Genomic DNA, 12,351 nt, shown 5'->3' on the forward strand with positions numbered 1-12,351 from the left:
ATGGGAGCCACGCAGCCCCAGCGCCTCGAGGTCGGAGGCGCGATCGACCGATCCAGACTCGTGGAGCTCGTCGTCGACGGCACCACGGTCATGGGCTTCGCCGGCGACACCGTCGCCTCGGCGCTCGTCGCCAACGGCGCTCTGCGAGTGGGGAACTCGATCTACCGGGGCCGGCCGCGCGGCATCCTGTCCGCCGGCGTCGAGGAGCCCAACGCCTTCGTCCTCGTCAAGGGTGAGCACGACGAGTCGATGCTCCCCGCCACCACGCTCGAGCTGGTGTCCGGCCTCGACCTCCGGCTGCTCGACGGCATCGGGGTTCTCGACCAGAAGCCGGACCCGGCCGAGTACGACAAGATGCACGTCCACACGGACGTCGCGGTCGTCGGCGCCGGTCCGGCGGGTCTCGCCGCCGCCCGGGAGGCCGCAGCGACGGGCGCCCGGGTCGTCCTCTTCGAGCAGGACTTCGCCCTCGGCGGCAGCCTCCTCGCCCAGCCCGACGACCTCGTCGAAGGCCTCCCGGCCGCACAGTGGGTCGAGCGGGTCCGCGCCGAGCTCGAGGCCGCCCCTGAGGTGACGGTCCTGACGAGGACGACCGCCTTCGGCAGCTACGACAGCAACCACGTCGTCGCCGTCGAGAAGCGTGCCGAGCACCTCCACGGGACCGCCGGCGACGGGGTGTCGCGCCAGCGCATCTGGCACGTCACCGCCGGCCAGCTCGTCCTCGCGACAGGCGCCTTCGAGCGCCCGATCGTCTTTGCCGACAACGACGTTCCCGGCATCATGCTCGCCTCCGCGGTGGTCGGCTACATCGGCCGGTATGCCGCCCTCCCGGGCCGTGACGCCGTCGTCTTCACGACGAACGACTCGGGGTATGCCGCGGCGCACGCACTCGTGCGCGCCGGAGCGACGGTGCAGGTCGTCGACGCGCGAGACGGCGGTCCGGGGGAGCGCGTCGCCGCGGCGGCAACCGCCGCGGGACTGACGGTGCGCACCGGGTCGGCGGTCGTCGGTGTCGACGGGGACGTCGCGGTCGAGGCCGCGTGGATCGCACGCATCGACGCCGACGGTGCCCTCGTGGGCGATGCCGAGCGCGTGCCCTGCGACCTCGTCGCCGTCTCGGGAGGGTGGACGCCCAACGTCAGCCTGCACAGCCAGCGCCAGGGCGCCCTCCACTGGGACGACGACCTCGCCGGCTTCGTGCCGACGGCGCCTGTCCGCGACCAGCACCTGGCCGGCGCGGTCCGCGGCACCTACTGGACCGAGGGCTGCCTCGTCGAAGGAGCCGCTGTCGGGCAGACGGCCGCCGCAGCCGTGGGCTTCACCCGTGAGGACGGCTGCGCCGCAACGGATCTCGACGTCGCAGCCGTCGACGAGGAGCGCGCCGCGCGGGCCGGTCGGACCCGGCAGCTCTGGCTCGTCGAGAGCCGGGAAGGCGGGTATGCGACGCACTTCGTCGACCTTCAGCGCGACAACACCGCCGCCGACGTGCTTCGTGCCACCGGCGCCGGCATGCGGTCTGTCGAGCACGTCAAGCGCTACACGTCGATCAGCACAGGCGTCGACCAAGGCCGGATCGGAGCCGTCAACGCGATCGGCCTGCTCACGCGGCTCCTGACCGGTGACGACGCGCGGGCCATCCCGCCCGGCCAGCCCGGCCAGGACGAGAGGGTCGGTGCACCCGGAAGCGCGCCGGACGGCATACCGGCTGGGGGTGCCCCGAGACCGACGCCTGGCGCGATCGGCAACACGACGTTCCGCGCACCCTTCACCCCGGTCGCCTTCGTCGCCCTCGCCGGTCGCTCGCGGGGGGAGCTCTTCGACGCGGCGCGCACGACCCCGGTCCACCCGTGGCACGTCGACCACGGCGCGCGCTTCGAGGACGTCGGGCAGTGGAAGCGGCCGTGGTACTACCCCCGTCCGGGGGAGGACATGGACGCCGCGGTCGCGCGGGAGTGTCGGGCCGCGCGTGAGGGCGTCGCGTTCATGGACGCGACGACGCTCGGCAAGATCGAGATCCGTGGCGGCGACGCGGGTGAGTTCCTGAACCGCGTGTACACGAACGCGTTCAAGAAGCTCGCGGTCGGCAAGGCGCGCTACGGCGTCATGTGCAAGCCCGACGGGATGGTCTTCGACGACGGCGTCGTGCTGCGCCTCGCCGAGGACCGCTACTTCGCGACGACGACGACCGGCGGCGCGGCCCGCGTCCTCGAGTGGCTCGAGGAGTGGTCGCAGACCGAGTGGCCGGAGCTCGACGTCGTCTGCACGTCGGTGACCGAGCAGTGGGCCACCGTGGCAGTCGTCGGCCCGAGGTCCCGCGACGTCATCGCGCGGCTCGCTCCCGACCTCGACGTGTCCAAGGAGGCCTTCGGCTTCATGGAGTTCCGCGAGACGGTGCTCGCCTCGGGCATCCCCGCCCGGATCTGCCGGATCACCTTCTCCGGCGAGCTCGCCTTCGAGATCAACGTGCCGACCTGGTTCGGTCTCACCGTCTGGGAGGACGTCGCCGCCGCGGGTGCCGACTTCGACATCACCCCCTACGGCACCGAGACGATGCACGTCCTGCGCGCCGAGAAGGCCTACCCGATCGTCGGCCAGGACACCGACGGCACGGTGACGCCGCAGGACCTCGGCATGGACTGGATCGTCTCGACGACGAAGGACTTCATCGGCAAGCGCTCGTACTCCCGTGCCTCGCACCAGGGCGCCGGACGCAAGCAGCTCGTCAGCGTCCTGCCGGTCGACCGGTCGCTGCGGCTGCCGGAAGGCGCCCAGCTCGTGGAGTCCGGCGCGCTCGGTGACTACACGGGGGAGGGGCTGCCCGCGCGCCCGATCCCCATGCTCGGCCACGTCACGTCGAGCTACCACTCCCAGGCGCTCGGCCGGTCCTTCGGCCTGGCGCTCGTCAAGGACGGCCGGAACCGGATCGGCCAGACCCTCATCGCGTCCTTCGAAGGACGCTTCGCCGAGGTCGAGGTGGCCGACGCGGTGCTCTACGACACGGAAGGAGCCAGGCGAGATGGCTGACAGCACGCTGACGATCGACCCACCCCAGGAGCAGGTGGGCGACACCACAGGCTCCGCCGAGTCCGGGTCGAGGGGGATCGGCCGGGCAGCAGTCCTGGCGCACCGGCGCAGCCCCGCCCACGACCTCGTGGAGGAGATGGAGCAGGGGTCGGGCGAGCGCGTGCGCCTGCGCGAGCTGCCGTTCCTCTCCCAGCTCGCGGTCCGGGCCGCCAGCGCAGGACGATCCTCCGCTGCGGTCGCCGGGGCTCTCGGTGTGGCTCTGCCGAGCCGGGTCGGGGAGGTCACCGGCGCCACGGACGGGTCTGGTGTGGCGGTGCTCTGGCTCTCGCCCGACGAGGTCCTCGCCGTGGGCCAGGACGAGGGGCGGTCCGGTCTCTCGCCCGACGTCTGGTCGGCCGACGTGGCGCAGGCCCTCGCTTCCGAGCCGGGCCAGGTGGTCGACGTATCCGCGAACCGCACGACGCTCGAGCTGTCCGGCCCCTGCGCGCTGCAGGTCCTGCAGAAGAGCTGCGAGCTCGACCTGCACCCGCGGGTCTTCCCCGTCGGTGCCGCCGTCGCGACCCTGCTCGGCTCCACGGGGGTCATCCTGTGGCGCACCGGAGAGCAGTCGTGGCGGGTCATGCCCAGGGCCTCGTTCGCCACGCACGTGGTGCGCTGGCTCCTCGACGGGATGCGCGAGTTCCGCTGATGTCATTGAGCGCTCTCGATCTCTTCTCCGTCGGCATCGGGCCGTCGTCGTCGCACACCGTCGGTCCGATGCGGGCGGCCCGGCGGTTCGCCGCCGGGCTCGCCGACTCGGGGCTGCTCGATCGCACGGCTCGGGTCGAGGCCCAGCTCTTCGGCTCACTGGGCGCGACCGGCCACGGGCACGGCTCCGACCGGGCCGTCGTGCTCGGCCTGGAGGGCGAGGACCCGGAGACCGTCGACACGTCGCATGCGGTGGCCCGGGTCGAGGCCGTGACTCTCGACCGCAAGATCTCGCTCGACGGCACGCACCGCATCGACTTCGACCCCGAGGCTGACCTCGTGATGCACCGCCGACAGGCGCTGCCGGCCCACCCGAACGGCATGACGTTCGAGGCGTTCGACGATGCCGGTCGCTCGCTGCGGGCGCGCACGTTCTACTCGGTCGGTGGCGGGTTCGTCGTCGACGAGCAGGCCGTCGGCGCCGACCGGGTGGTCACCGACACGACGCCGGTGCCGCACCCCTTCCGCACGGGCGCCGAGCTGCTCGAGCGGTGCCGCGAGACGGGGCTCTCGATCGCCGGGGTGATGATGGCGAACGAGCGGGCCTGGCGCACGGAGAGCGAGGTGCGCGAGCGACTCCTCCATCTCTGGGGCGTCATGCAGCAGTGCGTCGAGAGCGGCTGCACGCGCGAGGAGCGCACCTTGCCCGGCGGCCTCAAGGTCCGCCGACGGGCTCCCGAGCTGCGAGAGCGCCTGCGGGAGCAGGAAGCCCACGCACGTCTGCGTGACGGGGGCCCGATGCTCGACCCGCTCTGGGCGATGGAGTGGGTCAACCTCTACGCGCTCGCCGTCAACGAGGAGAACGCGTCGGGCGGCCGCATCGTCACCGCCCCGACGAACGGTGCGGCCGGCATCATCCCCGCAGTGCTGCACTTCTACACGCGCTTCATCGACGGGGCGGACGACGACGGTGTCGTCGACTTCCTCCTCACCGCAGCCGCGATCGGCATCCTCTTCAAGCTCGGTGCGTCGATCTCCGGTGCCGAGGTCGGGTGCCAGGGCGAGGTCGGCTCGGCCTGCTCCATGGCGGCCGCAGGGCTCTGCGCCGTCCTCGGTGGCACGCCGCAGCAGGTGGAGAACGCGGCCGAGATCGGCATCGAGCACAACCTCGGCCTCACCTGCGATCCGGTCGGCGGGCTCGTGCAGATCCCGTGCATCGAGCGCAACGCGATCGCCTCGGTCAAGGCCATCAACGCGGCGCGGCTCGCCCGCCAGGGCGACGGGGAGCACAAGGTGAGCATCGACCAGGCGATCAAAACGATGCGCGAGACCGGCGCGGACATGAAGATCAAGTACAAGGAGACCTCGCGTGGCGGCCTCGCCGTCAACGTCGTCGAGTGCTGACCGAACGGGCCGGCTTGCCGGCGTGCCAGCCGACGTGCCTGCCGACGCAGGACCGATCGACAGGCGCGCCAGTCAGAGGAGACACGAATGACCACCGACACCACCCAGCAGGCGGGCTACGTCCTGACGCTCGACTGCCCCGAGGCGCCCGGCCTCGTCCATGCCGTCACCGGCTTCCTGCTCGAGCAGCACGGCGACATCCACGAGCTCAAGCAGTTCGACGACATCCGGGGCGGACACTTCTTCCTGCGGGTCCACTTCACGATCGGCGAGGGACGTGCCGACCCGGGCGTCGCCTCCCTGCGTGCGGCGTTCAGCGGTCTGGCGCAGGAGCACGACATGCGCTTCGAGCTGCGGGAGGCCACGGCCAAGCGCCGGGTCCTCGTCATGGTCTCGAAGTTCGCCCACTGCCTCAACGACCTGCTCTTCCGGTCGCGGATCGGTGAGCTGCCCATGGAGATCGCGGCCGTCGTGTCCAACCACCCCGACCATCGCGCGCTCGTGGAGTGGCACGGCATACCGTTCTTCCACGTTCCGGTGACACCGGAGACCAAGCCGGAGGCGGAGGCGCGGCTGCTCGACCTCGTCGACCGCTTCGAGATCGAGCTCGTCGTGCTCGCGCGCTACATGCAGATCCTCAGCGACGACCTGACGAGGCAGCTGACCGGGCGGGCGATCAACATCCACCACTCGTTCCTGCCGAGCTTCAAGGGCGCCAAGCCCTACCACCAGGCCTGGGAGCGCGGCGTCAAGACGGTGGGCGCCACGGCGCACTACGTCAGCAGCGAGCTCGACGAAGGGCCGATCATCTCGCAGCAGGTGCGCGAGGTGGACCATGCGTTCGGCCCGGAGGACCTCGTGGCGGCAGGGCGCGACACCGAGTGCCGCGCCCTGTCGAACGCCGTGAAGTGGCACTGCGAGGGCCGCGTCATCCTCCACGGCAGCCGCACCGTCATCCTGCTCTGAGACCGGCCCCCCAGTTTGCACCCTCGAGTGGCCCCGCCGTCCCACACGAGTGGCCCCGCCGTCACGTGACGACGGGGCCACTCGAGTGACTGCCGGACGGTGGGTCAGGAGGCGTAGTCCTCGTCGCTGACGTGCTCGAGCCAGGTCACGACCTGGCCGTCGGCGTCGGCCTCGTGGATGGCGACGTGTGCCATGAACCGGTCCGGAGTGGCTCCGTGCCAGTGCTCTTCACCCGGCTCGATGTAGACGACGTCGCCCGGCCGGATCTCCTGCACGGCACCGCCACGACGTGCGACATAGCCGACGCCGTCGGTGACGTAGAGGGTCTGGCCCTTGGGGTGGTGGTGCCAGGCCGTGCGCGCGCCGGGGCTGAAGCGGACGTGGGCCGCGCCGACGGCCGACTGGTCGTCGGGGTTGCGGATGCCGTCGATGGAGACGGGCCCGGTGAACCAGTCCTCAGGTCCGGCGGCCGTCTGGCCGCCGCTCTTCGTGAACTTCATCGGTGTTCCTTCCTGCTGGTTGACGCGCGTCGACGGTGACGCCTCAGACGAGCGTGCTCGTGTCGATGACGAAGCGGTAGCGCACGTCCGACGCGAGCACGCGCTCGTAGGCCTCGTTGACCTGGTCCGCCGCGATCACCTCGACCTCTGCGCCGAGCTCGTGCTCGGCGCAGAAGTCGAGCATCTCCTGGGTCAGGGCGATGCCACCGATCATCGAGCCGGCGAAGGAGCGGCGGCCGCCGATGAGCGAGAAGACGTTGACGCTGAGCGGCTCCGGCGGGGCCCCGACGTTGACGAGGGTGCCGTCGACGGCGAGCAGCCCGAGGTAGGCGTCGAGGTCGATGCGCGCGCTCACCGTGTTGATGATGAGGTCGAACCTGCTGGCCAGGTGCTCGAAGGTGGAGGGGTCGGAGGTGGCGTAGTAGTCGTCCGCCCCGAGGCGCAGGCCGTCCTCCTGCTTCTTCAGCGACTGCGAGAGCACGGTGACCTCCGCGCCCATGGCATGGGCGAGCTTCACGGCCATGTGGCCGAGCCCGCCGAGTCCGACGACCGCGACCTTCTTGCCGGGCCCGGCGCCCCAGCGCCGAAGCGGTGCGTAGGTGGTGATGCCGGCGCACAACAGCGGTGCGGCGGCGGCCCCGTCGATGCCGTCCGGGACCGACAGCACGTAGTCGGCGTCGACGACGACGTGGGTCGAGTAGCCGCCCTGCGTCGTGGTGCCGTCGCGGTCGGTGGCGGCATAGGTGCCGACCATGCCCTTCTGGCAGTACTGCTCGTCGCCACCCCGGCAGTTGGTGCACTCGCCGCACGAGTTGACCATGCAGCCGACACCCACCCGGTCGCCGACCGAGTGGCGGGTGACGTCGGCGCCAATCTCGGTGACGACACCGACGATCTCGTGGCCCGGCACGACGGGGAAGGGCTGCGGGCCCCAGTCGCCGTTGACGGTATGGATGTCGGAGTGGCAGATCCCGGCGTACTGGATCTCGATGAGGACGTCGTTGGCACCGACCTCGCGGCGCTCGATGACGATGGGGGCCAGGGGCTGGCCGGCGGCCGGGGCCGCGTACGCGTTCACGCGCATGGTGTCTTCCTTCTCTCGGTTGACTTCTCGGGCAGGTGTGAGCGACTCGCGGCCGCAGGGGCGGCCATGAGTGCAGGCGGAGGGGGCTACCTCTTCGCGGCGCCGCGGAGCTCGTCGGCCAGGGCACGCGCCTGCCCGGACAGCAGGTCGGCGCGCTCGCCGTCTCCGCTCTCGACCGCGTGCCAGTAGTCGATCTTGATCTGGACGTAGCGCCGGCGGAGCACGATCTGCTCGGCCTCCTCAGCGAGCCGGCGCGCCTGGGCGGAGAGCAGCTCGACCTGGCCGCGGGCGGCCTCAGGGCCGAGTGCGCCGTTGGCGACGTAGGCGCGCATGTCGCTGACGGACATCCCCGTGGCAGCCAGGCAGGCCACCCACATCAGCTGGTCGAGGTCCCCCTCGTCGTAGACGCGGTGCCCGCTGCTCGCGCCGCGGCTGACCGGGGCGATCACCCCGATCGACTCGTAGTAGCGCAGGGTGCTCGCCGGCAGTCCCGTCAGGGTCGCCGCTTCCTTGATCGTGTACTCGCGCTGCGTGGTGGAGGAGGTCACGTCGTCAACGCTAGGAACTTCAAGTGCTTTAAGTCAAAGCCCGCAGGACTCACGGCGAACCGGCAGCGCCGGACCATGGCCCCGCACCGGCCGACCGTGCTTGGCTGGTCTGACGACAGGGCGCGCGACGGATCGGAAGGAATACGGACGTGAGCGGAATCCCTGGGCACCGGGTGATCGTCTTCCTGCAGGAGAACAAGACGACGGACTTCTACTTCGCGTCGATGGCGGCCTGGGGCGCCGCCGTCGCCGACAACGGGGCGCTGCTCGAGAGCCCTCCGAACTTCGACCAGCCCCACGACCGCAACGCCTGGGTGCACCACTCGATGGGGGACTACGCCGCCGTCGCCGCACAGGTCGACAGCGACGTCGTCATCCCGTTCTACTCGTGGCTGGCCAAGCAGTTCGTCTTCTGCGACCACCACTTCGGGTCCGGGTCGAACTCCACGCCCGGGCACATGCTCGCAGTCGGCGGGCAGATGCCGACGATGAAGAACCCGCCCTTCGTCGGCGCCCACCCGGTCTGGGACCTGCCCTCGATCTTCACCGTCGCGCAGGCGGCGGGCGTCAGCTGGGCCGCCTTCCCCGACCACTCGGGCTACCCCGCCAAGCTCTACCGGTCGCTCAGCACGCCGCCCGGCCACGCCAACGTGCACCCGCCGAGCCAGTTCGTGCCGATGGCCAAGGCAGGCACCCTCCCGCAGGTCTGCTACGTGTGGAGCCCCGGCGGCTACGACGAGCACCCGCCCCTCGTCAGCGACCCCACCTACGTCACCAAGGGCCACGACCTCGTGTGGCAGCGCGTCCAGGCCGTCATCGACGGGGGCGGCTGGGACGACACGACCTTCGTGCTCACGTGGGACGACTGGGGCGGCTACGCCGACTCCGTCCCGACCCCGTCGATCGAGACCCTGCCCGACGCGCTCCACCCCAGCGGGTATGCCGCGATCGGCGGTTCGCGGATCCCGCTCGTGATGTTCGGGGGCCGGGTCCCACAACGCATCGACACCCAGTGGCACTCCCACGCCAGCATCCCGCGGACGATCATCGACCTGCTCGGCCTGCCGCCCATGAACGTCCCGCGCGTCGACGACGCGCCGTCGCTCGCGCACCTCGTCGACAGCACGGTCTCGCGGCCGGCGCCACCGGCACCGGGGACTGCTATCACCCAGCCGACCCCGCCGAGCGTGCGACCGAAGCCCGAGCCGACAGCGCCGTGGGCCGGCCCCCTCGGTCAGCCGATGCCGCCGCTCGTCACCCTCGACGGGAGCGTCGTGCCGGCCCCGACCGACGGCATCGTGCACCCGCGCCCGCCCCGCCCCCACAAGCCGGTCTGAGCGTCCGCACCGCTACGGCGACCCGGTGCCCGACTCGTCGACGACGTCCTGCACCACCTCGTTGTGGCGCAGGAAGAACGGCATGAAAGGCGGGTCGAAGCGCGCCCATCTCGCAGGGCCGACCGGGGTCAACCCCGCAGCCCGGATGGCCGCGTCGAGCTCGGCACGGTGGTGCTCGTAGGAGTCCTGCGTCCACCGCCCGCGATAGCGGCGAGCGGCCGCGAGCACCGCCGGGCGCTCGTGGAGCTGCACGTCGGGACTCGTCGGGACCGGCGCGCTCGCGAGAGTGAGCGCTGCGGGCAGGACGAACGCGACGGCATACTCACCCTCGGCGGTCTCGCGCTGAACGACGGGCTCCGTCATCGCGATCTTCTGCGGCTCGCGCTGGATGACGGGGGCGGTCATCGCGACCTTCGTGGCCGAGCGGTTCTGCCCGCTGATGTAGCCGAGCAGCGTCCGGAAGGCGGTGTTGCCCGCATCCTCGAACGCCGCCCGCACGACGACCTCGGCGACGACGTGGGGGGCATAGCGCCGCAGCTCGAAGCCCTCGTGGGTCGCCACGACCTCGTACGCCTGCTGCTCCGTCACACCCGCAACGCTACCCGCGAGCCGACACGCGAGCGCCGCCTACTGCAGGGGCGCCGTGCCCCAGTCCACCTGGTGCTCCGACGCGTGCACGTCGGACACGTAGGCCTGACCGGAGCCGTCGGGTGCGATGGTCTGCAACCCGGTGTCACCGCCCGCTCGGCCGGTGTAGTCGTCGTGGGAGAACATGATGGCCCGCCCGTCGGGTGACCACACGGGGTCGAAGCTGGCCTCGAACCGGAGGGCGCCCGCGTTGCCGATGCCGACGATGCCCGCGTCGTGGGTGAGGGCCTTCAGGTGGCGACCGTCCGCGTCCACGACCATCACGCTGGCACCGTTGCCGAGGTGCTCGGTGATCGTCTCGAAGACGAGGCGGCTGCCGTCGGGCGACCAGTCGGCGTCACCGACCCTGACCCCCCAAGGAGTCACCTGGTGCGCGCCGGTGCCGTCGCTGCCGACGACCCAGAGGGAGGACACCTCGCCGCGGTAGCCCCTGCCGACCTCCTTGCCGCCACGGTAGAACGTGAAGGCGATCTGACGACCGTCCGGCGAGAAGCGTGGTGCGTCAAGCCAGGTGGCGCCCGGCAGGTCCGGCAGGGCGATCACCTGGCGCTGCCCCGTGCCGTCGGGTCGGATGACGTAGATCCCTTGTGCGCGTGGGTAGTCCGCGCCGTCGGAGGTGAACGCGATGAGCCCGCCGTCGGGCGACCACGAGGGAACCCCGCTCAGGCTGCCGACGTGCGTCACGCGGGTGACGTCGGACCCGTCGGCCCGCATGACGAAGACCTCGCTGAGGTAGCCGTTCTCCTCGGACGCCAGCCGGTTGCTGTCGAACGCCAGACGGGTGCCGTCCGGTGACCAGGTCGCCCACCCGTTGTCGCCGTTGCCCTCGGTCACCTGGTGTTCCGCTGTCAGGTCCGGGTTCGCGGTCCAGACCTGCCAGTGACCCGCGTCGTCGACCCGCATGAAGCTGATCCGCCCGTTGGGGCCCGGCGGGGTGGCCTCGGCGGGCGCGGCGGTGAGCACGACGCTGCCGGCGAGGGCGGCGGCGAGGAGCGACCGCCGGACGCGACGGCCACGGACGAGCAGGGTGGGGTGCATGGGTCCTCCTGGGCGACGTGCGGCCGGGACGTCCGGCCTCACCTTCTCGAACCCCAGCGCTCCCGGTCGGTTGCATCGTCCCCTCCCGCGTCGATGTATCTGCGCGGGCCAGAGCCCGCGCAGATACATCGACCGGCGATCGGACATCGCCCAAGGAGGTATGCCGCCGCGCCGGGCCGCTCCCATGGACCGCCGGCCGCTCGTCGCTGGCAGGATGAGCGGCATGACGACGGACGTGCCGCTGAGCGTGCGCACCCCCTCACCCCTCGGCGAGTTCCTGCGGGCCCGCAGGCACCAGATCGCCCCGGAGGAGGTCGGCATCAGGCGCGCCAAGGGCCGGCGCCGGGTGGGCCTCAGCCGCACCGAGGTGGCCGAGCTCGCCCACATCTCCGTCGCGTACTACGACCTCATCGAGCGAGGCCGCGACCTGCGCCCGAGCAAGGCCGTCATCGACGGTCTCGCGCGGGCGCTCAAGCTCGACGCCGACGGCCGTGCCCACCTGCACTCCATCGCCTCGGGCTCGGCGCCACGGCACAAGGCCGAGCCCGAGATGCTGAGCGAGGAGCTCGAGGAGCTGCTCGACTCGATCGACCCCAACCCGGCCTACGTCGTCGGCGCCCGCTGGGACGTCCTGGGTGCCAACCACACCGCCTGCCAGCTCTTCACCGACTGGGAGAGCAAGCGGACGAAGCGCGAGCGCAACCTCCTGTGGTTCTACTGCTGCGACCCCGCCGCGCGCAGCCTCTTCGTCGACTGGGAGCAGGAGGCCGCCGACCAGCTCGCGCTCTTCCGCGAGGCCTACGCCCGTCACCCCGACGACCCGGCCTTCAAGCGCGTGCTCGACGAGGTGTTCAAGGCCAACCCCGCCACCGCCACGTGGTGGGAGCAGCACGACTTCGACCCGACTCGCGGTCGCACCAAGCGAATTCGCCTCGACACCGGGCAGGTCATCCAGCTGCGACAGCTCGTGCTCCAGGTCGCCGAGGAGCCTGACATCCGCGTCATCAGCTACTTCGCCGACGCCGACGGTGACCTCGACGACGTCGAGTTCGACTACTAGGCCCCCGCTCGTCACGAGGGCGTATGCCGGGTGGCCGCGTCCGTGCCACGCGGCC

At 71.4% G+C, this 12,351-nt stretch carries 11 protein-coding genes; 6 read left to right on the forward strand and 5 right to left on the reverse strand.

Annotation, left to right across the window (positions count from 1 at the left end):
- The 4 genes from FHX52_RS21560 (at window position 1) to purU (ending at window position 6,081) form a co-directional block, all read left to right on the forward strand.
- Entirely contained in the window at window positions 1–3,024 is a 3,024-nt protein-coding gene (locus tag FHX52_RS21560) for a 2Fe-2S iron-sulfur cluster-binding protein (RefSeq protein ID WP_141824399.1), read from the forward strand.
- On the forward strand, window positions 3,017–3,712 hold the full coding sequence (locus FHX52_RS21565; protein WP_141824400.1) for a sarcosine oxidase subunit gamma: 696 nt from the start codon (window positions 3,017–3,019) through the stop codon (window positions 3,710–3,712). Before FHX52_RS21560 ends, FHX52_RS21565 begins: the two co-directional genes overlap by 8 nt.
- Window positions 3,712–5,115 carry an L-serine ammonia-lyase gene (locus FHX52_RS21570; RefSeq protein WP_141824401.1) on the forward strand — a complete coding sequence of 468 codons (1,404 nt, stop codon included), beginning with the start codon at window positions 3,712–3,714 and terminating at the stop codon, window positions 5,113–5,115. The genes FHX52_RS21565 and FHX52_RS21570 overlap by 1 nt, the downstream gene beginning before the upstream one ends.
- A gap of 87 nt (window positions 5,116–5,202) precedes the next feature.
- Window positions 5,203–6,081 (forward strand): formyltetrahydrofolate deformylase, encoded by an 879-nt coding sequence (purU, locus tag FHX52_RS21575; protein WP_141824402.1) that lies wholly within the window; start codon window positions 5,203–5,205, stop codon window positions 6,079–6,081.
- Window positions 6,082–6,185: 104 nt separating this feature from the next.
- Here purU and FHX52_RS21580 read toward each other — a convergent pair whose 3' ends face one another.
- The 3 genes from FHX52_RS21580 to FHX52_RS21590 form a co-directional block, all read right to left on the reverse strand.
- Window positions 6,186–6,581 (reverse strand): (R)-mandelonitrile lyase, encoded by a 396-nt coding sequence (locus FHX52_RS21580; protein ID WP_141824403.1) that lies wholly within the window; start codon window positions 6,579–6,581, stop codon window positions 6,186–6,188.
- A 43-nt stretch (window positions 6,582–6,624) separates the two neighbouring features.
- On the reverse strand, window positions 6,625–7,665 hold the full coding sequence (locus tag FHX52_RS21585) for an NAD(P)-dependent alcohol dehydrogenase (protein ID WP_141824404.1): 1,041 nt from the start codon (window positions 7,663–7,665) through the stop codon (window positions 6,625–6,627).
- Window positions 7,666–7,751: 86 nt separating this feature from the next.
- Window positions 7,752–8,213, reverse strand: coding sequence for a MerR family transcriptional regulator (locus tag FHX52_RS21590; protein ID WP_141824405.1), 462 nt, complete (start codon window positions 8,211–8,213; stop codon window positions 7,752–7,754).
- 149 nt (window positions 8,214–8,362) lie between these two features.
- On the opposite strand from FHX52_RS21590, the gene FHX52_RS21595 reads away from it, so the two are divergent.
- Window positions 8,363–9,550 carry an alkaline phosphatase family protein gene (locus FHX52_RS21595; protein ID WP_221630679.1) on the forward strand — a complete coding sequence of 396 codons (1,188 nt, stop codon included), beginning with the start codon at window positions 8,363–8,365 and terminating at the stop codon, window positions 9,548–9,550.
- Window positions 9,551–9,562: 12 nt separating this feature from the next.
- On the opposite strand, the gene FHX52_RS21600 is transcribed toward FHX52_RS21595, so the two are convergent.
- Window positions 9,563–10,138, reverse strand: a complete 576-nt coding sequence (locus FHX52_RS21600; protein ID WP_141824406.1) for an SOUL family heme-binding protein — start codon at window positions 10,136–10,138, stop codon at window positions 9,563–9,565.
- 39 nt (window positions 10,139–10,177) lie between these two features.
- The gene (locus FHX52_RS21605) at window positions 10,178–11,236 is read right to left on the reverse strand and encodes a TolB family protein (RefSeq protein ID WP_185747422.1); all 1,059 of its coding nucleotides are present in this window, start codon (window positions 11,234–11,236) and stop codon (window positions 10,178–10,180) included.
- A 223-nt stretch (window positions 11,237–11,459) separates the two neighbouring features.
- Between FHX52_RS21605 and FHX52_RS21610 the strand changes: the two genes are divergently transcribed.
- Window positions 11,460–12,296 (forward strand): helix-turn-helix transcriptional regulator, encoded by an 837-nt coding sequence (locus FHX52_RS21610; protein ID WP_185747423.1) that lies wholly within the window; start codon window positions 11,460–11,462, stop codon window positions 12,294–12,296.
- Window positions 12,297–12,351: the final 55 nt, after the last annotated feature.

This window comes from Humibacillus xanthopallidus (assembly GCF_006717145.1).
GTDB lineage: Bacteria > Actinomycetota > Actinomycetes > Actinomycetales > Dermatophilaceae > Humibacillus > Humibacillus xanthopallidus.